We start from the raw sequence: 26,891 nt of genomic DNA, 5'->3' as shown, positions 1-26,891 counted from the left end.
CACGGTCATTTTGCTCACCAAACACGGCAGCACTTTCCGCGCGGCGTGACCTCGGTCCCGCACTGGCACCTGCAACGGCACCGCAGAGCGTGTGCTGCTTCTGCGGTGCCGTTCGGTGACAGGACTACTGGACTGCCGAGGCTCTCACGCGCCGGGCTCGAGCGGTGCCTCCGCGGCCAGCGCTTCGTCGACGCCGACCGTGCCGGCCGCGGTCTCGATGGGCGCCGCGGCTGCGGCTGCTGCGGGAGCACCCGCGGGCTTGACCGCCGACATGATCGCGGGCATCAGGACACCCTTGAGCAGGTCGATTGCCTCGCCGGCGCCCAACTGGTTGGCGGCGCTGGTCAGATCGCCGAGCAGGCCCCCGCTGGGGGCGGCCGGCATGGCGAGCGACGGATCACCCATGATCGGGTAGCCGCCCAGCGCCGGATCCAGGCCGATCGGAGCCGAGATCGGGATCTCCCCGGTTGCGGGCAGGCCGGAAGTGGAGATCGGGGCAACGCCCAGAGCAGGGTCGGTCAGCGCGGGTGGGGTGCTCAGGCCCGGTGTCGTCAGCGCCGGATCGGTCAGTGACGGCGTGGTCAGACCGTCGGTGCTGACGCCCGGCACGGTGAGGCCGGGGGAGGCCAGCGCGGGATCGGTCAGCGACGGCGTCGTCAAGCCCGGCGTCGTCAGGTCCGGGGTGGTCAAGCCGGGCGCTGCCGCGGTCGGGCTGGTGAGTGCCGGGTTTGTCAGCGCCGGGTTGGCGAGGCCGGGGTCGGTCAGCGACGGGGCTCCGGTCAAGCCCGGCATCAGGCCGGTGGTTCCCAGCCCGGGGCTCAGGGTGGTGGGCGCCGTCGGCGCCGATCCGGTGAGCAGGCCCGTCGGCAACGGCGGCAGGTTGATGCCGAATTGTGAAAGGCCCTGCGAGAGCGCGGTCATCAGCTCGCCGGGAAGGTCTGTGATGGTGGCAGCCTGCACGAACTCGCGGTGTTCCGGTGCACGCTCGGGCGTCGCGGACAGTTCGGATACGGCAACAACTGCAACTGGACTCGCGACTGCCAGAGCGGCGACTGTGCTCAAGGCTGTCGAGAGCCGGCGTCGACGTCGGTTCGGCACGGAAGTCTCCTCAATACATGGGCGTAGAAATTTCGCTGCCTGAATCGGCTAGCTGTGCGTGATTCTTCGTACGCCTCGATGGTACTGATGTGACTAGTGGGACTAGAGTGACGATGCGGAATCGTGAGCTAATTGCGACCTGCCCGGCTCGGCCAAGTCGGGGGTGCCGGCAGTGGTCGGATACCCTTGCTGCCGATGATCTCTCCTGATCCCCGGGTCGCTGCGCCGCCCACCGGTTCTCCCTCCCGGGTCGCTGCGCTCCCGCCCACCGCCGACGTCGATCTGTTCGTCGTCGGTTCCGGGTTCTTCGGTCTGACGATCGCCGAGCGGGTCGCGACGCAGCTGGGCAAGCGGGTGCTCGTCCTCGAGAGACGCCCCCACATCGGCGGCAACGCCTACTCCGAGCCCGAACCGCAGACCGGCATCGAGGTGCACCGCTACGGGGCTCACCTGTTCCACACCAGCAACCAGCGGGTCTGGGACTATGTCAGGCAGTTCACCGAGTTCACCGGCTATCAACACCGGGTGTTCGCGCTGCACAACGGGCAGGCCTACCAGTTCCCGATGGGTCTGGGCCTGGTCAGCCAGTTCTTCGGCCGGTATTTCACCCCGGACCAGGCACGGGCGCTGATCAAGGAGCAGGCCAGCGAGATCGATTCCGCCGACGCGCAGAATCTCGAGGAGAAGGCGATCTCGCTGATCGGCCGGCCGCTCTACGAGGCGTTCGTCAAGGGATACACCGCCAAACAGTGGCAGACCGACCCCGCTGAGCTGCCGGCGTCTGTCATCAACCGGTTGCCGGTGCGCTACACCTTCGACAACCGGTACTTCAACGACACCTACGAGGGTCTGCCCGTCGACGGGTACACGGCCTGGCTGCAGAACATGGCAGCCGACGACCGCATCGAAGTCCGGCTCGACACCGACTGGTTCGACGTTCGCGACCAGCTGCGGGCCGCCAATCCGTCGGCTCCCGTTGTTTATACGGGTGCGCTGGACCGCTACTTCGACTACGTCGAGGGCCGCCTGGGGTGGCGCACCCTGGATTTTGAGCTCGAGGTGCTGCCGACCGGGGACTTCCAGGGCACCCCGGTGATGAACTACAACGACGCCGACGTTCCGTTCACCCGGATCCACGAGTTCCGTCACTTCCATCCCGAGCGAGCCCACTACCCGACGGACAAGACAGTCATCATGCGGGAGTTCTCCCGTGCCGCCGAGAACGACGACGAGCCGTACTACCCGATCAACACCGAGTCCGACCGCGCGCTGCTGGCCGCCTACCGGGACCGGGCGAAGGCCGAGATGGCCGCGTCGAAGGTGCTGTTCGGCGGCCGCCTCGGCACCTATCAGTACCTGGACATGCACATGGCGATCGCCAGCGCGCTGAGCATGTACGACAACACCTTGGCGCCGCACCTGCGCGACGGTGTGCCGCTGGTCGACCCCGAAACAGAAAGCAACCGATCATGAGTGACATCCCGTCCGGCGCGCTCGAGGCCGGACAGTCACGGGCAGTCAGCCTGCTGGCCCGCGTCATCCTGCCGCGGCCCGGCGAGCCGCTCGACGTTCGAAAGCTCTACATCGAGGAGTCGGTCACCAACGCTCGCCGGGCTCATCCGCCGACGCGCACCGAACTCGAGATCGGCGCCGAGTCCGAGGTGTCCTTCGCGACGTACTTCAATGCCTTCCCTGCCAGTTACTGGCGTCGTTGGTCGACGCTGGAGTCGGTGGTGCTGCGGGTGGAGCTGACCGGAAGCGGTCGCGTGGATGTCTACCGCACCAAGGCAACCGGTGCCCGCATCACCGTCAGCGGCGATTCCTTCGCCAGCGGTGACGCAGACACCGCCGTCGTGGAATTCGAAATCGGCCTCGACCCGTTCGAGGACGGCGGGTGGATCTGGTTCGACATCACCACCAACTCCGCGGTCACGCTGCGCAGCGCCGGCTGGTACGCACCGACGCCCGCGCCGGGACGGGCCGATGTCACGGTCGGCATCCCGACGTTCAACCGACCGTCCGACTGTGTCAACGCGCTGGCGGCGCTGACGTCGGATCCATTGGTGGACAAGGTGATCGGCGCGGTCATCGTCTCCGATCAGGGTACCGACAAAGCCCAGGACCACCCGGGCTTCGCCGCCGCGGCGGCGGCGCTGGGCTCCCGGCTGTCGGTGCACCACCAGCCCAACCTCGGTGGTTCGGGCGGCTACAGCCGGGTGATGTACGAGGCGCTGAAGAACACCGACTGCGAACAGATCCTGTTCATGGACGACGACATCCGCATCGAGCCGGACTCGGTGCTGCGCGCGCTGGCGATGAACAGGTTCGCCAAGTCGCCGACGTTGGTCGGCGGGCACATGCTCAACCTGCAAGAACCGTCGCACCTGCACGTGATGGGCGAGGTCGTCGACCGGGCGAACTTCATGTGGACCAACGCCCCCAACACCGAGTACGACCACGACTTCGCCAAGTACCCGCTGGTCGACGAGGAGGACCGCAGCAAGCTGCTGCACCGCCGGATCGACGTGGACTACAACGGATGGTGGATGTGCATGATCCCACGGCAGGTGGCCGAGGAACTGGGCCAGCCGTTGCCGCTGTTCATCAAGTGGGACGACGCCGAGTACGGGCTGCGCGCGGCCGAGCACGGCTACGGCACGGTCACCCTGCCGGGTGCCGCCATCTGGCACATGGCGTGGAGCGACAAGGACGACGCGATCGACTGGCAGGCGTACTTCCACCTGCGCAACAGATTGGCCGTGGCCGCCCTGCACTGGGACGGTGGGGTCCGCGGCCTTCTCGCCTCCTCGATCAAAGCCACCTTGAAACATCTTCTGTGCCTTGAATATTCGACCGTGGCGATTCAAAACCGGGCGATGGCCGATTTCCTGGCCGGCCCCGAGCACATCTTCTCGATCCTGGAGTCCGCGCTGCCGGACGTGCGAGCGATGCGCAGCCAGTACCCCGATGCCGTCGTGCTGCCGGGAGCGACCGCGCTGCCGCCCCCGTCGGAGCGCCGCAAGAAGGTCAAGATCCCCACCTCCAAACCGGCCATCGCACTGCGCCTGCTTCGCGGTGTGGCGCACCAGCTCACCGAACACGATCCCGCCCATCATCAGCGACCCCAGCTCAACGTCGCCACCCAGGACGCCCGCTGGTTCCTGCTCTGCAGGGTCGACGGCGTCACCGTGACGACCGCCGACGGCCGCGGAGTGGTCTTCCGGCAGCGGGACCGCGACAAGATGGTCGAACTGCTGCGGACGTCGTTGCGCCAGCACGTGTTGTTGGCCCGCAGGTTCAACCGCATGCGCAAGGTCTACCGCGACGCACTGCCGACGTTGACGAGCAAGCAACGGTGGGAGTCCGTCCTGAACTCCGGTCAGCAGGGGGTCGTGGCGTCCCGTGATCGCTGACCCGGTCGTACCGCCCACGGGCGAGGACCTCGCACTGGTGACCGTGCAGTCGGCGGTTGCCGGCCGGCCCGGTGTACTGGTGGCCGCCCGCGGCCTGTCCCATTTCGGGGAGCACAGCCTGGGTTGGCTGGCCCTCGCCGCCCTGGGTGCACTGGCGCGGCCGGACCACCGCCGGGAATTCCTGGCCGCGGGCGCGGGCGCATTCCTGGCGCACGCCAGCGCCGTGGTCGTCAAACGGATCGTTCGCCGCGAACGCCCGCACCACCCGGCGATCGCGGTCAACGTGGGTACCCCCAGCCGGCTGAGCTTTCCCTCCGCACATGCCACCTCCACGACCGCGGCGGCGATGCTGCTGGCCCGGCCCAGCCGGCTTCCGCTGCCCGCCTTGCTGATCCCGCCGATGGCGCTGTCCCGCCTGGTCCTCGGTGTGCACTACCCCAGCGACGTCCTCGCAGGCATCGCGGTGGGGGCGGGCGTGGCGAAGGTGGTGGGCACGGTGGAAGAAAGGGGCCGGCGACGATGAGCGCATCCCAGGTCGGTCAGGAGGCAGGGTCGGCCGCTGGTCCTCCGAAGAATCTGGCCGCTGGACTGGTCAAAGCGCTCCGGCCGCGCCAGTGGGTGAAGAACGTCCTGGTCTTCGCCGCCCCGGTCGCCGCGCTCGGCGACGCCCGCTACGCCTACGACTACCGCGAAGTGCTGGTCAAGGTGCTGGTGGCGTTCGTCGTCTTCAGCCTGGCCGCATCGTGTGTGTACCTGGTCAACGATGCACGCGATGTGGACGCCGACCGCGCACACCCCACCAAGAGGTTCCGGCCGATCGCCGCGGGGGTGGTGCCCGAGTGGCTGGCCTACACCCTGTCAGCGGTGCTGGGTGCCGCGTCGCTGGCGATCTCGTGGTCGGTGACGCCCGACCTGGCGCTGGTGATGGCCATCTACATCGGCATCCAGCTGGCCTATTGTTTCGGACTCAAGCACCAGCCCGTCATCGACATCTGCATCGTGTCCTCGGGCTTCCTGATCCGGGCGATCGCCGGTGGCGTCGCGGCGGAGGTGCCGCTGTCGCAGTGGTTCCTGTTGATGATGGCGTTCGGCTCGCTGTTCATGGCGGCCGGAAAACGCTACGCCGAACTGCAGCTCGCCGAACGGACCGGCGCCAAGATCCGCAAGTCCCTGGAGAGTTACACGAGCTCCTATCTGCGTTTCGTGTGGACGCTGTCGGCGACATCGCTGGTTTTGTGCTACGGGCTGTGGGCATTCGAGCGCGACGCGACGGGAGGCACCTCCTGGTTCGTGGTCTCCATGGTCCCGTTCACGATCGCGATCCTCCGTTACGCCGTCGACGTCGACGGCGGAATGGCCGGCGAGCCCGAGGAGATCGCGCTCAAGGACCGAGTGCTCCAGCTGCTGGCGCTCGCCTGGATCGGAACCATCGGTGGCGCAGTCTTCCTCAGCTGACCGGCTGACCGCAGCGATGGCGGGCCGGTTGACCCGCTGGCCGGCCTATCCCTACGACGTCTCGGTTCGGATCAGCCTCTGGGTGAGCGCGGCGGTGGTGGCCGCGCTGTTCGGCTGGGGTGCCTGGCAACGCCGGTGGATCGCCGACGACGGGCTGATCGTGCTGCGCACGACACGAAACATGCTGGCGGGCAACGGCCCGGTGTTCAATGCCGGGGAGCGGGTGGAGGCCAACACCTCGACGGTGTGGTCGTATCTGATGTACGTCGGCGGGCTTGTCTCGGCTCCGGCACGGCTGGAGTACGTGGCGCTGACGCTGGCGCTGACGCTCAGCGTGCTCGGTGTGGCACTGGCCATGCTGGGCACCGCCCGGTTGTATGCGCCGAGCCTGCGCGGGCGCCGCGCGCTGCTGTTGCCCGCGGGCGCGTTGGTCTACATCGCGGTGCCGCCGGCCCGCGACTTCGCCACCTCCGGACTCGAAAACGGTTTGGTGCTGGCCTATCTGGGGCTGCTGTGGTGGATGATGGTCTGCTGGTCGCAGGCACTGCGGGGACTTCACACCTCACGGACCTCGCAGACCACGCCGGCGTTCGACGGTTCGCTGGCGTTCGTGGCCGGGCTCAGCGTGCTGGTGCGTCCCGAACTCGCGCTCATCGGCGGTGTGGCGCTGATCATGATGCTGATCGCAGCACCCGACTGGCGGCGACGCGCGCTGATCGTCGCCGCGGGTGGGTTGCTCCCGGTGGCGTATCAGATCTTCCGGATGGGGTACTACGGGCTGCTGGTCCCGGGCACCGCGGTGGCTAAGGACGCCTCCGGGGCCAAGTGGCAGCAGGGTTTTGTCTACCTTGCCAACTTCAACCAGCCCTACCTGTTGTGGGCGCCCGCGGTGCTGTTGATCGGGCTGGCGCTGATGGTGATGCTGCTGCGCGGGCGACCCTCATGGGTGAACCGCCGGGCCCCAGCGGGCTCCCGCTGGCTGGCGCGCACGGTGCAGACACCGCAGGCGGTGGTGGTCTTCATGGTGGTCAGCGGTCTCCTGCAGGCGATCTACTGGATCCGCCAGGGCGGCGACTTCATGCATGGCCGGGTGCTGCTGACCCCGTTGTTCTGCCTGTTGGCCCCCGTCGCCGTCATCCCGTTGATGTTGCCCGACAAGTCGCGGATGGCTCGCGGCGCAGGCTATCTGTATGCCGGCGCCACCAGCGTGCTGTGGCTGGCGGTGGCGGGCTGGGCGCTGTGGGCGGCCAACTCGCCGGGCATGGGCGCCGACGCCACCCGCGTGACCTATACCGGCATCGTCGACGAACGTCGCTTTTATGCCCAGGCGACCGGCAACCCGCACCCGCTGACTGCAGCGGACTACCTCGACTACCCGCGGATGCGGGCGGTGGTGACCGCGATCGAGAACACCCCGGACGGCGCGCTGCTGCTGCCCGCGGGCAGCTACGACACCTGGGATGTGGTGCCGGCGATACCGCCGCCGCCGGACGCGCCACCGGAGGCGACGGATCGAACCGGTCCCCACACCGTGTTCTTCACCAACCTCGGCATGCTGGGCATGAACGTCGGCCTGGACGTCCGGGTCATCGACCAGATCGGTCTGGCGAACCCGCTGGCGGCTCGCACGGCCCGCATCGAGGACGGCCGGATCGGCCACGACAAGAACCTGTTCCCCGATTGGGCGGTCGCCGAGGGGCCCTTCCTCAAGGAACCGCCGTACCTCCCGGTCTATCTCGACGAGGACTGGATCAGGCAGGCCGAAGCGGCACTGAAGTGTCCCGACACCGAGGCCGCCCTTGCTGCGATTCGCGCGCCGATGGGGCCGAGACGATTCCTGTCGAACCTGCTCAACGCTGCGGAGCTGACGTCGTACCGCATCGACAGGGTGCCGCGCTACGAGCTCGCGAGGTGCGGAATTCCGGTTCCGGAGCCGGTGAATCCGCCCTACACCGGAATGCCGGCAACAGGGCCGTGAACGGGGACCGATTTGCTGGCAGAGCAGTTTTTCTGCTTTCGTAACGCGACAGCCATGTCGGTCAGATAAGGCATGTGAGGGCACCGCGAGCGACTTGGCGGTGCGGAGAGAACGCCACAAAGGTGTGGTTGACTACATGGGCGACGTGGCCGGTGCGGGGACTTCGAGTCCAGCCCGCCAGCGCTGCTCACGACAGATTGGAAACACACAAGGATGAAGCTCGTTTCGGGGCTGCGTGGCGCAGCGAAGACCCTCGGGCGCCGGCTCACGGTGGCGGCCCTTGCGGCAGCCGTGGTGCCAGGCCTGATCAGCGCTGTAGGCGGCTCGGCGACCGCGGGAGCCTTCTCTCGTCCCGGCCTGCCGGTGGAGTACCTGATGGTGCCGTCGGCCGGAATGGGCCGCGACATCAAGATCCAGTTCCAGAGCGGTGGTCCCAACGCCCCCGGCGTCTACCTGCTCGACGGTCTGCGTGCGCAGGACGACTTCAACGGGTGGGACATCAACACCGCGGCGTTCGAGTGGTACCTCGACTCCGGCCTGGCGGTCGTCATGCCGGTCGGCGGGCAGTCCAGCTTCTACAGTGACTGGTACAAGCCGGCGTGTGGCAAGTCCGGCTGCAGCACCTACAAGTGGGAGACCTTCCTCACCAGCGAGCTGCCTGCCTACCTGGCGGCCAACAAGGGTGTCGATCCGGGCCGCAACGCGGCGGTCGGTCTGTCGATGGCCGGATCCGCGGCGATGACGCTGGCGATCTACCACCCGAACCAGTTCCAGTACGCGGGCTCGCTGTCGGGCTTCTTGAACCTGTCCGAGGGCTGGTGGCCCATGCTGGTCGGGATCTCGATGGGTGATGCGGGCGGCTACGAGGCCGAGGACATGTGGGGTCCGTCCAGTGACCCGGCGTGGAAGCGCAACGACCCGATGGTCAACATCGACAGGCTCGTCGCCAACAACACCCGCCTCTGGGTGTTCTGCGGCAACGGCAAGCCCTCCGAACTCGACGCCGGCTCCAGCTCGGGCAACCTGTTCAACGCGAAGTTCCTCGAGGGCTTCACACTGCGCACCAACAAGACCTTCCAGGAGGAGTACCTCGCCGCGGGCGGTCGCAACGGTGTGTTCAACTTCCCGTCCAACGGAACGCACAGCTGGGGCTACTGGGGTCAGCAGCTCCAGCAGATGAAGCCTGACATCCAGCGGGCGCTCGGTGCGGTTCCGCAGCCGTCGGCACCTCCGGCGCCGGTCGAAGCGCCGGTGGAGGCCCCGGCCCTGGGCGGCTAGTCCTTCTGCGCCAAGCAAGTACCGACGGCGGTGATCCTCTCTGAGGGGCACCGCCGTCGGTCGCTTTGGCCCCGCCCCGTCGCGGTGGTGTGATTCACTACCTTGCGGTAGGTCGGACTTGTGAGACATGAGGTGGGCAGATGCGGGCGTTGACGCGAAGGATCACGGTCGCGGTGCTGGCCGTGACGGCGATGGCGATGAGCTTGGTGTCGCCGACGCCCTGGGGCGCCGGGGCACCCGCTGCCCATGCCCAGGGTGTCGAGTTCCTGATGGTGCCCTCGCCGGCGATGGGCCGCGACATCCCGGTCGCCTTCCAGGGCGGTGGCCCGCACGCGGTCGTGCTTCTGGACGCCTTCAACGCCGCACCCGACGTCAGCAACTGGGTGACCGCCGGAAATGCCATGAACACGCTCGCCGGGCAGGGCATCTCCGTCGCCGCTCCCGCCGGCGGCGCTTGGAGCATGTACACGAACTGGGAGCAGGACGGTAGCAAGCAGTGGGAGACGTTCCTCGCCGACGAGCTGCCCAACTGGCTGGCCGCCAACAAGGGCCTGGCCCCGGGAGGGCACGGAATCGTCGGCGCCGCGCAGGGCGGTACCGGCGCGCTGACGATGGCGACTTTCCACCCGGACCGCTACCGGTTCGCGGGGTCGATGTCGGGCTTTCTGAACCCGTCGAACACGTACACGAACGGCGCCATCACCGCCGGTTTGGCGCGGTTCGGTGGCGTGAACACCCAAGCGATGTGGGGTGCGGCACAGTTGGGCCGGTGGAAGTGGCATGATCCCGACGTTCACGCGCAGTTGCTGGTGAACAACAACACCCGGCTCTGGGTGTACAGCCCGGCCACCACCACCTGCAGTGACCCGGCCGCGATGATCGACTACTGCGCCATCGCGCAGGGCAGCAACCGTTCCTTCTACCAGCACTATCGCGGTATCGGTGGCAGCAACGCCCACTTCGACTTCCCGACGTCGGGCAACCACGACTGGGGTTCCTGGAGCGGGCAGCTGGCCGCCATGTCGGGCGAACTGGTCGCCACCATCAAGTAACCGCGCGCCGTGTCTCGCTGGGCCGGCCGCTCGCTGGGCAGCCGGTACCTTGGAGTCGTGCAACACGGTGTGAGGTCGGTGAGGACAGGGATGGCAGGGGTGTCGTTGCTTCTCGCGTCCTCGTCCTGCTGGTTGACGGGATGCTCGGTGAGCGAGGACATGTTGGCCGGCCTGGGTTCGGAGATCCAGACCGCGCCCCCACACGGCCAGTCCAGCGCCGAGCCAGGCCCGGCGCAGCCCGGCGCCCAATCCGACGCCCTGGTTGTCACGCCGCGGCAGCGGACCTATCTCGACGCGCTGCGGGCGGCCGGGGTGAGTCCGTCCAGCGACCTGGCGGCACTGAGTATCGGCTCCTATGTGTGCCAGGCGCATGCGGCCAACCACACAGACCAAGCGGTATGGGACTTCGTGGCGCCGCTGGTGCGCAACGAGGTCATGGACTCCAACGGTGACGGCGTCAAGGCGATGGCACCCTCGGCGGGGGAGATCAACACCGTGACCGCAGATTACATTCGGATCGCGACAGAACGACTCTGCTAGCAGGAGCTCAGAAACTCAATGGCCAAGTCCAATCGGCGGAAACGCCACCGACTTCTCGCGCTGTTCGCAGCGGGGGCAGTGGGCCTTGTGGTCGTGCTGATCGTCGCGATCGTGGTGGTCGTCATTCGACGGCCCGACGGCCCGCCGACCGCCGTCCCGCCCAGCGCCGCACCGCCGACGGCGGTGCCTCCCACCACGGCGCCGCGCCCCGATTTCCAGGACGCCAGCTGCCCGGACGTCCAGCTGATCTCGATCCCCGGGACGTGGGAATCATCGGTGCAGATGGACCCTTACAACCCGGTGCAGTTCCCGGCCGCACTGCTGCTCAACGTCACCAACCCCATCCGGCAGCAGTTCGGTTCGGAGCGTCTCGAGGTGTTCACCGTCCCGTACACCGCGCAGTTCCGCAATCCGCTCGCGGCGGACGGACAGATGGATTACAACCAGAGCCGTGCCGAGGGCACCCGCGCCACCGTGCAAGCGATGACGGACATGAACAACCGCTGCCCCCTGACCAGCTACGTGTTGGTCGGCTTCTCCCAGGGCGCGGTGATCGCCGGTGACATCGCCAGCGACATCGGCAACGGCCGCGGGCCCGTCGACGAGGATCTGGTGCTCGGTGTGACGCTGATCGCCGACGGGCGCCGTCAGGCCGGCGTCGGGCAGGACATCGGCCCCAACGCCCAGGGGCAGGGCGCCGAGATCACTCTGGACGAAATTCCCCTCCTAGGGGAGTTCGGCCTGGACATGACAGGACCGCGGCCAGGCGGTTTCGGCCTGCTGGACAACCGCACCTACGAGATCTGCGCGCGGGGCGATCTGATCTGCGCCGCGCCGGAGTCGGCGTTCAACATCACCGAGTTACCCAAGACGCTGGAGGTGCTCAGCGGCGGGGCGGGTCAGCCGGTGCACGCGATGTACGCCACGCCGCAGTTCTGGAGCGTCGACGGGATGCCGGCGACGCAGTGGACGCTGAACTGGGCACAGGGCGTGATCGATAACGCGCCGCGGCCAAAACATGGCTGACACGTGACCGCGATGATTTGGCCTGATTGCGGGCTTAGACCTAACATGGCCTAACATTAAGGAAAACCTAAGAGCGTGACCGGCGGCTGAGGGTTTGGGGAGGCTTCTCCCCGGTACGATCTCCGGGCCGGTGCAGTCCCGTTACGGATGTAGGGGGATCACCGATCCCGTTCGATTGGAGTGTGAGATGGCCTTCCATAACCCGTTCATCAAGGACGGATTGATCAAGTTCCCTGACAACGGGAGCCTGGTCAAGCACGTCGAACGATGGGCGAAGGTTCGTGGCGACAAGGTGGCCTACCGCTTCGTGGACTTCTCGACCGAACGCGACGGGATCGCGCGAGATCTGAGCTGGGCGGTATTCGGCAAGCGGAACAAGGCCGTCGGCGCCCGGTTGCAGCAGGTCACCGAGCCCGGTGACCGGATCGCGATCCTCTGCCCGCAGAACCTCGAGTACCTGATCGCGTTCTTCGGCACGCTCTACTCCGGGCGGATCGCGGTTCCGCTTTTTGACCCGTCCGAGCCGGGCCACGTGGGCCGCCTGCATGCGGTGCTCGACGACTGCAGCCCGTCGGCGATCCTGACCACCACGGAAGCCGCCGAGGGGGTGCGGAAGTTCTTCCGGAGCCGTCCGGCCAAGGAGCGCCCGCGCGTCATCGCCGTCGACGCGATACCAGACGAGGTGGGCGCCACCTGGGAATCGGTCGACGTAGAGCACGACACCGTCGCCTACCTTCAGTACACCTCTGGCTCCACTCGGATCCCGACCGGCGTGCAGATCACCCACCTGAACCTCGCGACCAACGTCGTGCAGGTGATCGAGGCGCTGCAGGGCGAAGAGGGTGACCGCGGCGTGTCGTGGCTGCCGTTCTTCCACGACATGGGCCTGATCACGGTGCTGCTGCCCACGGTGATCGGCCACTACATCTCGTTCATGACGCCGGCGGCGTTCGTGCGAAGGCCGGGGCGCTGGATCCGCGAGATGGCGCGCAAGCCCGAAGACACCGGCGGTGTCATCTCGGTGGCCCCCAACTTCGCATTCGACCACGCCGCGGTGCGTGGTCTGCCCAAGGAGGGCGAGCCGCCGCTGGACCTGTCCAACGTCAAGGCGCTACTCAATGGCAGCGAGCCGATCTCGGCGGCCACCGTGCGCAACTTCAACGAGGCGTTCGGTCCGTACGGCTTCCGGCCGCAGGCGATCAAGCCATCCTATGGGCTGGCCGAGGCGACGTTGTTCGTGTCGTCGACACACTTCAACGAGTCGCCGAAGATCATCACCGTCGATCGGGGGCAGCTCAACAACCACCGGTTCGTCGAGGTGGCGCCCGATTCACCGAGCGCGGTCGCGCAGGCGTCGGCCGGTCAGGTCGGGGTGGCCGAATGGGCGGTCATCGTCGACGCCGAATCGGCGTCCGAACTGCCCGACGGTCACATCGGCGAGATCTGGATCAGCGGGCAGAACATGGGCACCGGCTACTGGAACAAGCCGGAAGAGACGCGCGAAACCTTTCAGAACATCCTCAAGTCGCGCACCGACCCGTCGCATGCCACCGGCGCCACCGACGATGCAACCTGGGTACGAACCGGTGACTACGGCGCCTATCACGAAGGCCACCTCTACATCACTGGCCGGGTGAAGGATCTGGTGATCATCGACGGTCGCAACCACTACCCCCAAGATCTCGAGTACTCGGCGCAGGAGTCGACGAAGGCGTTGCGGACCGGGTTCGTGGCGGCGTTCTCGGTGCCGGCCAACCAGCTTCCCGACGAGGTATTCGACGACACCCACGCCGGCCTCAAGCGCGACCCCGACGACACCTCCGAACAACTGGTCATCGTCGGTGAGCGGGCACCGGGTGCGCACAAACTCGACATGGGTCCGATTGCCGACGACATCCGTGCCGCGATCGCGGTGCGTCACGGAGTGACGGTGCGCGACGTGCTGCTGACCCCGGCCGGTGCGATCCCGAGGACATCGAGCGGCAAGATCGGCCGGCGCGCCTGCCGCTCGGCCTACCTGGATGGCAGCCTGCGCAGCGGCAAGGTTGCCAATGCTTTCCCCGACGAGTCGGACTGACGCTCAACTACAGCAACGGCAACTGTGGCCTACGGCCGCGTGTCGATCGTGAGGTTATGTGAACATGGCGCAACCACAAGATGATTCGGGCAATGTTCCGGAGCCCAGCGGCGCAGAGGGTGTCGGTATGACCGTCAACGAGATGCGCGAGTGGCTGCGCAACTGGATCGGCAATGCCACCGGGCAGTCACCCGACTCGATCAACGAATCCACACCGATGGTCGAACTCGGCCTGTCGTCCCGCGACGCGGTCGCGATGGCCAGCGACATCGAGGATCTCACCGGAGTCGCCCTGACCGCGACGGTCGCGTTCCGCCACCCCACCATCGAGTCGCTGGCCACGGTCATCGTCGAGGGCGAACCCGAGATCGACATGTCGGCGCTGGACACCGAGGACTGGTCGCGCGATGTGGACGAAGGCGTGGCCAACATCGCGATCGTCGGTGTGGCGACCCGCTTCCCCGGGGACATGAACACCCCCGACGAGATGTGGTCGGCGCTGCTCGAGGGGCGCGACGCGATCACCGACCTTCCGGAGGGGCGTTGGTCGGAGTTCCTGTCCGACCCGCGCATTGCCGAGCGGGTCGCCAAGGCCCACACCCGTGGCGGCTATCTCTCCGATATCAAGGGGTTCGACTCCGAGTTCTTCGCGCTGTCCAAGATGGAGGCCGACAACATCGATCCGCAGCAGCGGATGGCGCTGGAGCTGACCTGGGAGGCCTTGGAGTACGCCAGGATTCCGGCATCGAGCCTGCGCGGCGCCAACGTCGGTGTCTTCGTCGGCAGCTCGACCAACGACTACAGCTTTCTGGCGATGTCGGACCCGTCGATCGCCCACCCGTACGCGATCACCGGCACGGCGAGTTCGATCATCGCCAACCGGGTGTCCTACTTCTACGACTTCCGCGGTCCGTCGATGGCCATCGACACCGCCTGCTCCTCGTCGCTGGTCGCCGTGCACGAGGGGGTCAAGGCGCTGCGCGCCGGTGACACCGACGTGGTGCTCGCCGGCGGTGTGAACGCGTTGATCACGCCGTTGGTCACCGTGGGCTTCGACGAGGTCGGTGGTGTGCTGGCGCCCGACGGCCGGATCAAGTCGTTCTCCGCCGACGCCGACGGTTACGCGCGCTCCGAAGGCGGCGGCATGCTCGTGCTGAAGCGGCTGGCCGACGCGCGCCGCGACGGTGACGAGGTGCTCGCGGTCATCGCGGGCAGCGCTGTCAACCACGACGGTCGGTCCAACGGCATGCTTGCGCCCAACCCCGACGCGCAGGAAGCGGTGCTGCGCAAGGCCTACAAGGACGCCGGTATCGACCCCAGGACCGTCGACTACGTCGAGGCGCACGGCACCGGCACCATCCTGGGTGACCCGATCGAGGCCGACGCACTGGGGCGCGTCATCGGCAGGGGTCGCGTCGCCGACCGGCCCGCGCTGTTGGGTGCGGTGAAATCCAATGTGGGACACCTGGAATCGGCTGCCGGCGCCGCGAGCCTGGCCAAGGTCGCCCTGGCCCTGCGCAACGACAAGATCCCGCCGTCGATCAACTACACCGGCCCCAACCCGTACATCGACTTCGACAAAGAACACCTCAAAGTCGCCGACACCGTCACCGACTGGCCCCGCTACAGCGGCAAGGCGATCGCCGGTGTGTCCGGGTTCGGTTTCGGCGGGGCCAACGCGCACCTGGTGCTGCGTGAGGTGCTGCCCAGTGACCTGGTGGAGCCGATGCCCGAACCCGACGTCGCGGTGGTCACCCCGGCCAACGACGACGCGCAGGCCGTGTACGTCGGTGGGGTCCGGATGGACGAGTACGGCGAGTTCGTCACTCAGGATGACGACGACGATGACGCGCTGGACGCTCCCGCGGCGGTCATGGCGGACGAACCCGAGCTGCCCGGGCTGACCGACGAGGCGTTGCGGCTGCTGGAGATCGCCTGTGAGGAGCTCGAAGCCGCCCAGGCCGCCGAACCCACAGCCAAGCTTGTCCCCCTTGCGGTTTCGGCATTCCTGACGTCGCGCAAACGGGCCACCGCCGGCGAGCTCGCGGACTGGATGGACAGCCCTGCGGGCCGGGAGTCCTCGCTGGAGTCCATCGGACGCGCGCTGTCGAGGCGCAACCACGGCCGGTCACGCGCGGTGGTGCTCGCCCACGACCACGACGAGGCGATCAAGGGGCTGCGTGCCCTCGCCGAGGGCAAGCCGAACCCGATCGTGCTCAGCGCCGACGGGCCGGTCACCAACGGCCCGGTGTGGGTGCTCGCCGGTTTCGGCGCCCAGCACCGCAAGATGGGCAAGAGCCTGTATCTGCGTGACGAGACGTTCGCCGAGTGGATCAACAAGGTCGACGCACTGGTGCAGGACGAACTCGGTTACTCCGTCGTCGAGTTGATCCTCGACGACGCGCAGGACTACGGCATCGAGACCACGCAGGTCACCATCTTCGCCATCCAGATCGCCCTCGGTGAGCTACTCAAGGCGCACGGTGCCACACCCGGTGCGCTGGTGGGTCAGTCGTTGGGGGAGGCGGCCGCGGCGTACTTCGCCGGCGGGCTGTCGCTGGCCGATGCCACCAGGACGATCTGCGCGCGTTCGCATTTGATGGGTGAGGGCGAGGCGATGCTGTTCGGCGAGTACATCAGGCTGATGGCGCTGGTGGAGTACTCGGCCGAAGAGATCGAGACAGTTTTTTCCGACTTCAAGGACCTCGAGGTGTGCGTTTATGCCGCGCCCACCCAGACCGTCATCGGCGGCCCGCCGGACCAGGTCGACGCGATCATCGCCCGGGCGGAATCGGAGGGCAGGTTCGCCCGCAAGTTCCAGACCAAGGGGGCCAGCCACACCTCTCAGATGGATCCGCTGCTGGGTGAGCTCGCCGCCGAGTTGCAGGGCATCGAAGCCCATCCGCTGCAGATCCCGTACTACTCCACGGTGCACGAGGGCAACCTGATGCGCGCGGGGATCGACCCGATCCACGACGTGGACTACTGGAAGAAGGGGCTGCGGCACAGCGTCTACTTCACCCACGGTGTCCGCAACGCGGTCGACAACGGGCACACCACGTTCCTCGAGCTGGCCCCCAACCCGGTGGCGCTCATGCAGGTCGGATTGACGACGGCTTCGGCCGGTCTTCACGATGCGCAGCTGATCCCGACGCTCGCGCGCAAGCAGGACGAGGTCGACTCGATGACCACTGCGATGGCGCACCTGTTCGTCCACGGCCATGACCTCGACTTCCGCACGCTGTTCCCGCGCCGCTCGCGTGGCCTGGCCGGCGCGCTGGACTTCGCCGACATCCCGCCCACCAGGTTCCGGCGCAAGCCGCACTGGCTCGACGCGCACTTCACCGGGGACAGCTCGGCCGTCATCCCCGGCAACCACGTCGCGACGCCCGACGGCAGGCACGTCTTCGAGTACAGCGCGCGCGGGCAGACCGACCTGGCGGCGCTGGTGAAAGCCGCTGCGGCTGCAGTGCTTCCGGACGCCAAGCTGGTCGCCTCCGAGCAGCGCGCGGTGCCGGCCGACGGGTCGCGGCTGGTCACCACGCTGACCCGGCACCCCGGCGGCGCGAGTGTGCAGGTGCACGCCCGGATCGACGAGTCGTTCACCCTGGTCTACGACGCGATCGTGGCTCGCGGTGACGCGCAGGTGGCGCTGCCCACTGCGATCGGTGTCGGTACCGTCGCCGAAAACGCTTCGGCCCCATCAGAAGGAGTATCGGAGGACGACGCGGCGATCCTGCACGACAACCTCACGGCGGGAGCGGGAATCGCGGCGAGCTTCGCGAAGTGGTCTCCGGACTCCGGCGAGACCATCGGTGAACGACTCGGCACGATCGTCGGCGCCGCGATGGGTTACGAACCCGAGGATCTGCCGTGGGAGGTGCCGCTGATCGAGCTGGGCCTGGATTCGCTGATGGCGGTGCGGATCAAGAACCGGGTCGAGTACGACTTCGACCTGCCGCCGATCCAGCTGACCGCGGTGCGCGACGCCAACCTCTACGCCGTCGAGAAGCTCATCGCCTACGCGATCGAGCATCGCGACGAGGTCGACCAGCTCGCCGAGCAGCAGAAGGGCCAGACCGCCGAGGAGATCGCCGCGGCGCAGGCCGAGCTGATGGGCGGCGCCACCACGGTCGCCGAGCTCGAGGCCAAGCTCGCCGAAGCCGGCCACCCGATCGCCGCGGAGACCGAGTCGACTGACGAGGTCGCGGGCGTCCCCGCTCCGGCGTCTGATGTCGCGGGCGTCCCCGCTCCGGCGTCTGATGTCGCGGGCGTCCCCGCTCCGCCAACCGATCCGTCCGGCCCCACCGGGCCCTCGCAGTCGACGGTCGCCGCGGCGGCCAACGCGCTGAGCCAGGAGGCGGTCACCGCGGCGCTGGGCAGTGACGTCCCGCCCCGCGACGCGGCCGAGCGGGTCACGTTCGCCACGTGGGCGATCGTCACCGGCAAGTCGCCCGGCGGCATCTTCAACGAGTTGCCCGCCGTCGACGACGCCACGGCCGCCAAGATCGCCGAGCGGCTCACCGAGCGCGTCGACGAGGGCACCGTCACCGCGGACGACATCACCGGCGCCAAGACCATCGAGGAGCTCGCCACCACGGTGCGCGAGTACCTCGAGGGCGGCAAGGTCGACGGGTTCGTCCGGACCATCCGCGCTCCGTCAGAAAACGCGGCGGGCGGTTCCAAGATCCCGGTGTTCGTCTTCCACGCCGCCGGCGGGTCGACGGTGGTCTACGAGCCGCTGCTGAAGAGGCTGCCGCCGGACGTCCCGATGTACGGCATCGAGCGGGTCGAGGGGTCGATCGAGGAGCGGGCCCGCGAGTACGTGCCCAAGCTGATGGAGATGCACGACGGGCCGTTCATCCTGGCCGGCTGGTCGCTGGGCGGCGTGCTGGCCTTTGCCTGCGCCGTCGGCCTGGAAGAGGCCGGTGCCGACGTCCGCTTCGTCGGCCTGATCGACGCGGTCCGTCCCGGTGAGGAGATCCCGCAGACCCGCGAGGAGACGCGCGCCCGCTGGGACCGTTACGCCCGGTTCGCGGAGCGGACGTTCAACGTCGAGGTCCCCGAGATCCCGTATGAGGAGCTCGAGAAGCTCGACGACGAGGGTCAGGTCAGGTTCGTACTCGACGTGGTGAGTCAGAGCGGGGTGCAGATACCCGGCGGGATCATCGAGCACCAGCGCACCTCCTACCTGGACCAGCGGGCCATCGACACCGCCGAGATCAGGCCATACGGCGGGCACGTCACGCTCTACATGGCGGACCGCTATCACGACGACGCCATCTACTTCGAGCCCCGCTACGCCATCCGGCAACCCGACGGCGGCTGGGGTGAGTTCGTCGCCGATCTCGAGGTGGTGCCCATCGGGGGCGAGCACATCCAGGCCATCGACGAGCCGTACATTGCAAAGGTCGGTGCCCACATGAGCGAAGCGATCACTGCGATCGAGGGCAGCGTCGCGGCCGGATCGGACGAGGAGGACACACCCAAGTGACGGCAGAATCCCCCGCGGTACCTGTCCCAAACGCTCCGACGACCACCGCGGAGAAGCTCGCCGAACTGCGCGAGAAGCTCGAACTCGCCAAGGAACCCGGTGGCGAGAAGGCGGTCGCCAAGCGGAACAAGAAGGGCATTCCGAGCGCGCGGGCGCGCGTCTACTCCCTTCTGGATCCCGGTAGCTTCCTGGAGATCGGCGCGCTGGCCAAGACGCCGGGGGACCCCGACGCACTCTTCGGGGACGGCGTCGTCACCGGTCACGGCACCATCAACGGCCGCCCCGTCGGGGTGTTCAGCCACGACCAGACGGTCTTCCAGGGCTCGGTCGGCGAGATGTTCGGCCGCAAGGTCGCCCGGCTGATGGAGTGGGTGGCCATGGTCGGCTGCCCGATCATCGGCATCAACGACTCGGCCGGCGCCCGTATCCAGGACGCGGTGACGTCGTTGGCCTGGTACGCCGAACTGGGTCGTCGCCACGAAATGTTGCGTGGGCTGGTACCCGAGATCTCGCTGATCTTCGGCAAGTGTGCCGGCGGCGCGGTGTACTCACCGATCCAGACCGACCTGGTGGTCGCGGTGCGTGATCAGGGCTACATGTTCATCACCGGCCCGGATGTGATCAAGGACGTCACGGGCGAGGACGTCACGCTCGACGAACTCGGCGGCGCCGACAATCAGGCGCGATACGGCAACATCCATCAGGTCGTCGAGTCCGAGGCGGCGGCGTTCGAGTACGTGCGCAACTACCTGAGCTTCCTGCCCGCCAACACCTTCGACGACCCGCCGATCGTCAACCCGGGTTTGGAGCCGGAGATCACCCCGCACGACCTCGAGTTGGACTCGATCGTGCCGGATGCGGACAATCAGGCCTACGACATGCACGAGATCCTGCTGCGGATCTTCGACGACGGTGACGTGTTCGAAGTCGGCGCCCAACGCGGTCAAGCGATGATCACCGCGTTCGCCCGGGTGGACGGCCGCCCGGTCGGGGTGATCGCCAACCAGCCGATGTACCTGTCGGGTGCGATCGACAACGAGGCATCGGACAAAGCAACAGCATTCATCCGGTTTTGCGATTCGTTCAACACGCCATTGGTGTTCGTCGTGGATACCCCTGGCGCGCTGCCTGGTGTCGAACAGGAGAAGGGCGGCATCATCAAGCGCGGTGGCCGGTTCTTCAACGCCATGGTGGAGTCCGACGTACCCAAGGTGACCGTCGTGGTCCGCAAGGCTTACGGCGGCGGTTACGCGGTGATGGGATCCAAACAGCTGACCGCCGATCTGAACTTCGCGTGGCCCACGGCACGCATCGCGGTGATCGGTGCCGAGGGCGCCGCGCAGCTGCTGGTGAAGCGGTTCCCGGACCCCGCGGCCCCCGAGGTGCAGAAGATCAAGGCCGACTTCATCGAGGGCTACAACCTCAACATGGCCACGCCCTGGATCGCGGCCGAGCGCGGGTACATCGACGGTGTGATCGAACCCCACGAAACCAGGCTGCTGTTGCGCAAATCCATGCACCTGCTGCGTGATAAGCAGATCAACCGGGTGCTGCGTAAGCACGGCCTGACCCCGATCTGACGATCGGGTGCGGTTGGATGGAAGTGTGTCGAATCAAATGCCAGCGTCGAATCAGATTCCAGGGCTGAGCCCCGGCGCCCCGATGGGCGACCCCCGGCTGGACCTGCTGGACCTGTACGTGTTCCAGTCGCCGGCCGACCCGTCACGGACTGCGCTCATCCTGACAGCCAATCCCGAAGGGGAGGCGTTGCACCCGGGCGCGGTCTACCGGCTGGCCATCGACCACAACGGCGATCTGCGCAACGACATCGCGTTCAGCTTCGTGTTCTCGGCACCGGTGGAGGGCCGCCAGACCGTCGACGTCTACCTCGCCGTCGGCAACCAGGCGTCGGCGATCGCCGCAGTCGGGTCCAGGATCTTCGGGGACGTCGAAGTGTCGTTCGACGCAGCACCGCCCAAGACCGTGGCCTCGGGCGGGTTCTGCTTCTTCGCCGGTGCCCGCAGCGACCCGGCCTTCGTCGACCTCGACGGAACCGGCCGGGACTCCCGTGCCCAGGCCAACGTCGTCGCGATGATGATCGAACTGCCCAACAGCTATCTGAGCGCCGATCCCGACGTCCGGATCTGGGCGCGTTGCAGCCTGCTCTCCGGCGACGAGTGGGTGCATGCCGACCGGATCGGCCATCCGTGGATCGGCAACCTGATCACCACTGAGGAGACCAGGGACGAGTTCAACGCAGGTGAGCCCAACCGGGACAGGGAACGCTGGATCGGTCAGCTCATCGAGTTGATGGCCCGCACCGGCGGTTACACCCGCGAGGAGGCGATCTCGGCGATCAACGCCGAGGGCACGCTGCCCGACGTCCTGACCTACAACCCGTCCCGGCCGGCGCAATACCCGAACGGAAGAACCCTGACCGACGACGTCGCCGGGCACCGGATCGCGTTCCTGACCAAGAAGGCCCCACCGTCGCCGGGGCTGAGCCCGCACACCGACATCCTGCCCGAGATCCCGTATCTCGGGGCGCCGCACTGAGGACGGGCCGTGTCTGAGCCGCCACCGCCACCGTCTCTGCTGCTGGGCGCCTACCGGACCTGTGAGACGTTGCCGGTGGTGGGTGGGTTGTTCACGCGCGGCAGACACGAGGCGCAGGCCGTACTCTCGCTGATCGTGGCCGCTGTGATCGACGAATTGGACCTCACCGCAATCGTGCGCGACCGACTCGACACCGAGGCGATCGATGCGGTGATCGCCCGCATCGACCTCGTGGGACTCGCCGACCAGATCATCGAGGGTGTCGACCTGCCCGCCATCATCCGCGAAGCCACCACCACGGTGACGGTCGAGGTCCCGGACCCAGGATTCGTAGGCCGGGTACGGGGCCGCAGGCAGGGATTCCGTGATCGCCGCCGCTGACCGTCGCGCTGCCCGGCCATGCTGACCGACGGCGAGGTGATCGCGGGCTACACCATCGTGCGGATGCTCGGCTCCGGCGGCATGGGTGAGGTGTATCTGGCCAAGCACCCGCGGCTGCCACGCCACGATGCGCTGAAGGTGTTGTCGGTGACGGTCTGCGCTGACAGCGAGTACCGAGAGCGGTTCAACCGGGAAGCCGACATCGCTGCCACGCTGTGGCACCCGCACATCGTCGCGGTGCACGACCGCGGTGACCACGAGGGCCGGCTGTGGATCTCGATGGACCATGTCGAGGGCACCGACGCCGCGCGCCTGCTCACCGAGCGGTATCCGCGGGGGATGCCGCCGGACCTGGTGGTCCGCATCGTGACCGCGGTGGGGGAGGCGCTCGACTACGCCCATCAGCGCGGCCTGCTGCACCGCGATGTGAAGCCGGCCAACATCCTGATCGCCGAGCCCGAGACCGCTGACGAGCGGATCATGTTGGCGGACTTCGGGATCGCCCGCAGGGTCGGCGAGATCAGCAACCTCACCGGCACCAACATGACCGTGGGAACTGTCGCATACTCGGCGCCGGAGCAGCTGACCGCCGACGAGCGGATCGACGGCCGCGCCGACCAGTACGCCCTGGCGGCCACCGCGTACCAGCTGCTGACCGGATCTCCGCCGTTCCAGCATTCGAACCCGGCGATCGTCATCAGCCAGCATCTGACCGCCAAGCCGCCGCAGATCGGGGTGTCCCGACCCGAACTGTCTTTCCTGGGAGGCGTTTTCGAGAAGGCGTTGGCCAAATCGCCGGCCGACCGCTTCGAACACTGTGTGGATTTCGCCCGGGCACTGGGAAACCGGACCGGGGTCCGCGCGGCCGACGTCGACGCGACGATGCCCGCCGTCGCTCCGACCGGTCCTCGCCATGCGAAGAGCGCGGCCCCGCCGCGCACCCGGCGCCGGACGCCGGCGGTGCTGGCGCTGGCGTTGGCGGCCCTGGCGGTCACCGCGGCGGCGTTCCTGGTGTTCTACGAGCGCCGTCCGGCCACCCAAACCGCACAGCCGAACTCCGCGACCGGCAGCGTGGCGCTACCGGTGATCGTCGTCGGCGCCGACTGCGCGACCCTGGGCGCCGCCGGGGTGACCGAGGCCGGCGACCCGGCGTACTGCGCGCGGCTGTCGTCGTCGGGCGCCCCGCTCTGGTCGCTGTATCCGGGCGAGATCGCCCACCCCACAGGTGCGCCGGGCACCGCGGCGCCGGTCCTGGTGTGCATGGAGCAGACGGGCAAGGCCCAGGTGGACTGCCACCACGACATCCTGCAGGAGAACACGAATCCCGGCGCGAACGACTCCTCGCCCTGAACTCAGGGCCCGATCCGGATCGGCCCCGGAGACCACAGCCCTGAATGGGTGGTCGAACCCAGTGCGATCTCGGCGGGTTCGGCGTCGACGATCGTGTCGAATCGGCGCAGCGACCCCCAGTCCTGACCCCAGTCCTGGGACAGGTAGGTCGACATCACCGACGCCCGCAGCAGCAGGTCGGTGATGCCCAGCAGGCCGCCGTTCACGCCGTCCTGCCAGGTGTCGGTGCTCTGCAGCTTGGCGAAGTAGTCAGGCGAGATGCGGAACTTCGGCACCTCGGTGACGCCGTTGGCGTGCAGCATCGGCTGCTGGCAGGGGAACGCGAGGCCGACCGCCCAGTCCAGCAGGACCGGCTGCTCGGAACCGATGTACTCCTGCACCGAACGCAACTCGGGCACGCGGGGCGGCGTGACAGCCACCCAGTCGCCCTGGCTCAGCGACAGGTCCTCGGCGATCACCCGGACCGCGACGGCGTCAGCGGGGATCTGGTCGCGCGGGTAACGCAGATTGCGCCACGACGGCGTCGGGCCGATGTCGAACGGGCTGACCCGGCCGGCCGGCTCGAGGGCTCCGTCGGGTCCGCGGCGGGCGTACTCGAGTTCCACCGTCTCACCGGAGCGGACGCCATCGGTGACGCTGCGCCCGGAGATCGTGCCGGCCGCGGTGATCACCACGAGTGGGTGCGCGTCTTCGGCGGCGGGCAGCTCGTACCACGCCGAGGCCAGTCGGCTCTCCTCTTGAGCGCCAGTGGAATACGTTCCGGCCACCGGGACCTGCTCGGGGTCGAGGCCGTAGGGCAGCGGCACGGTCGAGCCGTTGACCCCGGGCTCGGAAAGTTCCCGCGGCTGGTTCCAGTCGTAGTCGGTGCCGGGCTGTGGAGTGTTGAGCCGGATCGCTTCGGCGATGATCCGGTCGGGAACACCGTTGGGCGAGAAGCCCTCCGGGTCGGTCCCGCCGAGTGGGCCCAGCGGGCCGTAATCGCCGGCGGCAGGCTGCAGGAACCCGTCGTTGGAGTCGGGCTCGACGAGCACGTCGTCGGCCATGCCGCAGCCCCCGACGAAGGCCCGCACATTGGCCCATCCGTTGGAGTAGGTCGGGTACTGGCGCACCACGCCGATGACCATCGAGGCCACGAACACCACCACCATCAGGCCGGCGGCGATCGGTATCGGTGCGGCAGTGAGCTTGTCGACGACCCGCGAGTCGTGCCGGGACGTGAGATGCAGCCGGAACGCCCACAGTGCTGCGATCACGAACAGCGCCATGAACATGGTGCTGACCGTCACCCCGCCGAGTTGCGGTACCGAATTGTTGAACGGGGCCCCGAAGTTGGAGACGTACCACCAGCCGTTGGTCGATGCGAAACACATCGCCAGCACGAAGAACACCAGCGACAGGAACGCCATCCGGTTGCGTGCTGAGCGCAGCACCACCGGCGACACCAGCACCGTCGCCAGCGCCGCCATCGCGCCACCGACCGCCGCGAACAGCCCGAAGTGATGGATCCACTTAGTGGGGGTGAACATCAGGAAGAAGATCGTGGCGAAGATGACACCCATCAGCCGCCACGCCGGACCGCGAGCCACGCCGGGAATGCGCTTGCGCCGCAACATGATGAACAGTGCGGGGAACAGGCACAGCACGGTGAACAGGAACGCGAACCGCCGGGAGATCGCGGCGTCGGTGGTCGGCAGGATCAGGTAGTAGTAGCGCAGGATCTCGGTGAACCACTCCTGGCTGGGGCCGATCGCGGTGCGAATCCTGGTGGCTTCCAACACCGTTGCGAGTGTCTGGTCGGCGAACACCACGGTCAGCACGATCGTGCCCGCCGCCAGCAGCGGCGCCACCAGCGGCCAGGTGCCGACGGACCGGCGGCGTCGCACCAGGATCCGCAGGATCGGCCTGCCGCCGGCCACCAGCGCCGCGACCGCGATCAGACCGGTGGGCTGGATGCCGAGCGTGAACGCGGCGGTGGTGATCGCCAGCGCCGCGGGCGTCAGCCGGCCCGAGCTGATGGCCCGCTCGATCAGCACGTAGGTGATCAGTGCGCCGGTGGCGATCTGGCCTTCGGGCCGCAACCCGTTGTTGAACGGCATCCACGCCGCCAGCAGCACCAGCCCGGCGGCCCACATCGCCGCCTTGCTTCCCGAGACCGCGGGTCCCAGCCGGGGCAGCACCTCCCGCGACAGCAGCAGCCAGCACACCAGCGCACAGATCAGATCCGGCAGCCGGATCCAGATGCTCGCATCGCTCACCCGTGTCATCAGCGCCAGCACGTTGTAGTACCAGCCGAACGGGTCCTCCGGGCTGCCGAACCAGCGGAAGTAGTTCGACATGTAGCCGGCGTAGTCCGCCACCCGGGCCATGCCCAGGATGTAACCGTCGTCCGACGAGTTGGCGCCGATGACATACCAGAGCGCGAACCCGCCGACCACGACCCCGTCGACAGGCCCGACCGTCCGCCACCGTGACGGGATGAAGCGGCGCATCCGCCGCCCGTCGAGCCGGTCCAGTCGCCACAGCGCCAGCAGCGCCACGACGGTCGAGACCACCGCCAACAGCATCGCGATCAGCTTCAGCGCCGTCGGGTGCGTGGTGAAGCGGGTGTCGATGCCGGCCTCGAACTCCAGTCCCGGGGGCGCCGGGCCGGTCAGGTCGGTGAACACACCGACGATCGCGGGCCGCAGGTTCGGGTCGGGGAAACCGGTGCGCTGGGGCTCGCCGGCGTCCTCGCCGGAGATCTGGGTCAGCCCGACGAACTCGGCGTAGGTGCCCTCCAGCGACGACGTGATCTCGAGCCGGGAGCAGCCCGGCGGCCCGGTGATGCGGTCGCGGTCCACACTGGCCACCACGACGTTGCGGACGATCACGTCAACACGGGTCTCGGTGACGTTGACCAGCATCGCGTTCAGCGCGGCGTCGCGGCCCTCGGCCGGCGCGGTGCCCAGGACCAGGCCACCGTCTTCGGGCATCGTCGCGATGACCTCGCAGGGCACCGTGGCGGTCAGGTTCACCGGCGCCTGGGAGATCAGGGGGGCGGTGACGTTGTTCAGTTGCCCTTGCTGCGGCCAGTTCAGCGTCGCCGTGGTCTGGGTGACCGGCAGCAGTGGCGTGGCGACTGCCAGCACGAAGCCCAGCAGCCCCGCGATCGTGGCGACCCAACGTGCAAGCTTCACATCACTCAGGGTCTTCG

17 protein-coding genes are annotated in these 26,891 nt (G+C 67.9%); 15 read left to right on the top strand and 2 right to left on the bottom strand.

From position 1 onward, the window contains the following. Positions 1-144: 144 nt before the first annotated feature. Positions 145-1,098, bottom strand: coding sequence for a hypothetical protein (locus tag BEMPMBAN_RS07210; RefSeq protein ID WP_159229662.1), 954 nt, complete (start codon positions 1,096-1,098; stop codon positions 145-147). A 195-nt stretch (positions 1,099-1,293) separates the two neighbouring features. Between BEMPMBAN_RS07210 and glf the strand changes: the two genes are divergently transcribed. The 15 genes from glf to BEMPMBAN_RS07135 all read left to right on the top strand — a co-directional run bounded on the left by glf (position 1,294) and on the right by BEMPMBAN_RS07135 (position 23,698). Further along, on the top strand, positions 1,294-2,571 hold the full coding sequence (gene glf, locus BEMPMBAN_RS07205) for a UDP-galactopyranose mutase (RefSeq protein ID WP_234897335.1): 1,278 nt from the start codon (positions 1,294-1,296) through the stop codon (positions 2,569-2,571). Further along, the gene (locus BEMPMBAN_RS07200) at positions 2,568-4,511 is read left to right on the top strand and encodes a glycosyltransferase (RefSeq protein ID WP_159229661.1); all 1,944 of its coding nucleotides are present in this window, start codon (positions 2,568-2,570) and stop codon (positions 4,509-4,511) included. Before glf ends, BEMPMBAN_RS07200 begins: the two co-directional genes overlap by 4 nt. Beyond that, positions 4,501-5,034: a phosphatase PAP2 family protein gene (locus tag BEMPMBAN_RS07195; protein ID WP_234897334.1), complete on the top strand. Its 534-nt coding sequence runs from the start codon at positions 4,501-4,503 to the stop codon at positions 5,032-5,034. Before BEMPMBAN_RS07200 ends, BEMPMBAN_RS07195 begins: the two co-directional genes overlap by 11 nt. Then, complete coding sequence (locus BEMPMBAN_RS07190) at positions 5,031-5,966, top strand: decaprenyl-phosphate phosphoribosyltransferase (protein WP_159229660.1); 936 nt, start codon at positions 5,031-5,033, stop codon at positions 5,964-5,966. The genes BEMPMBAN_RS07195 and BEMPMBAN_RS07190 overlap by 4 nt, the downstream gene beginning before the upstream one ends. Then, complete coding sequence (gene aftB / locus BEMPMBAN_RS07185) at positions 5,944-7,944, top strand: terminal beta-(1->2)-arabinofuranosyltransferase (protein ID WP_425294939.1); 2,001 nt, start codon at positions 5,944-5,946, stop codon at positions 7,942-7,944. Before BEMPMBAN_RS07190 ends, aftB begins: the two co-directional genes overlap by 23 nt. 213 nt (positions 7,945-8,157) lie before the next feature. After that, positions 8,158-9,222 carry an esterase family protein gene (locus BEMPMBAN_RS07180; protein ID WP_159229659.1) on the top strand — a complete coding sequence of 355 codons (1,065 nt, stop codon included), beginning with the start codon at positions 8,158-8,160 and terminating at the stop codon, positions 9,220-9,222. A 191-nt stretch (positions 9,223-9,413) separates the two neighbouring features. Then, positions 9,414-10,274, top strand: coding sequence for an esterase family protein (locus tag BEMPMBAN_RS07175; protein WP_425294940.1), 861 nt, complete (start codon positions 9,414-9,416; stop codon positions 10,272-10,274). Positions 10,275-10,364: 90 nt separating this feature from the next. Beyond that, positions 10,365-10,814, top strand: coding sequence for a DUF732 domain-containing protein (locus tag BEMPMBAN_RS07170; protein WP_200845905.1), 450 nt, complete (start codon positions 10,365-10,367; stop codon positions 10,812-10,814). A gap of 18 nt (positions 10,815-10,832) precedes the next feature. Further along, positions 10,833-11,840, top strand: a complete 1,008-nt coding sequence (gene culp6, locus BEMPMBAN_RS07165) for a carboxylesterase Culp6 (protein WP_159229657.1) — start codon at positions 10,833-10,835, stop codon at positions 11,838-11,840. 187 nt (positions 11,841-12,027) lie between these two features. Then, positions 12,028-13,917, top strand: coding sequence for a long-chain-fatty-acid--AMP ligase FadD32 (gene fadD32, locus BEMPMBAN_RS07160; RefSeq protein WP_159229656.1), 1,890 nt, complete (start codon positions 12,028-12,030; stop codon positions 13,915-13,917). Positions 13,918-13,981: 64 nt separating this feature from the next. Next, positions 13,982-19,411, top strand: a complete 5,430-nt coding sequence (gene pks13, locus BEMPMBAN_RS07155) for a polyketide synthase Pks13 (RefSeq protein WP_159229655.1) — start codon at positions 13,982-13,984, stop codon at positions 19,409-19,411. After that, positions 19,408-20,991, top strand: coding sequence for an acyl-CoA carboxylase subunit beta (locus BEMPMBAN_RS07150; RefSeq protein WP_159229654.1), 1,584 nt, complete (start codon positions 19,408-19,410; stop codon positions 20,989-20,991). The genes pks13 and BEMPMBAN_RS07150 overlap by 4 nt, the downstream gene beginning before the upstream one ends. A 37-nt stretch (positions 20,992-21,028) precedes the next feature. Continuing rightward, positions 21,029-21,967 (top strand): DUF4331 family protein, encoded by a 939-nt coding sequence (locus BEMPMBAN_RS07145; protein WP_159229653.1) that lies wholly within the window; start codon positions 21,029-21,031, stop codon positions 21,965-21,967. A gap of 9 nt (positions 21,968-21,976) precedes the next feature. After that, positions 21,977-22,348, top strand: coding sequence for a hypothetical protein (locus BEMPMBAN_RS07140; protein ID WP_234897332.1), 372 nt, complete (start codon positions 21,977-21,979; stop codon positions 22,346-22,348). Between the two features lie 18 nt (positions 22,349-22,366). After that, the gene (locus BEMPMBAN_RS07135) at positions 22,367-23,698 is read left to right on the top strand and encodes a serine/threonine-protein kinase (protein ID WP_159229652.1); all 1,332 of its coding nucleotides are present in this window, start codon (positions 22,367-22,369) and stop codon (positions 23,696-23,698) included. Positions 23,699-23,700: 2 nt separating this feature from the next. Here BEMPMBAN_RS07135 and BEMPMBAN_RS07130 read toward each other — a convergent pair whose 3' ends face one another. Next, on the bottom strand, positions 23,701-26,883 hold the full coding sequence (locus tag BEMPMBAN_RS07130; RefSeq protein WP_272952227.1) for an arabinosyltransferase domain-containing protein: 3,183 nt from the start codon (positions 26,881-26,883) through the stop codon (positions 23,701-23,703). Between the last annotated feature and the right edge of the window lie 8 nt (positions 26,884-26,891).

This window comes from Mycolicibacterium austroafricanum (assembly GCF_902705885.1).
GTDB classification, from domain to species: domain Bacteria; phylum Actinomycetota; class Actinomycetes; order Mycobacteriales; family Mycobacteriaceae; genus Mycobacterium; species Mycobacterium vanbaalenii_A.
This window is presented reverse-complemented; position numbering and strand designations above follow the sequence as displayed.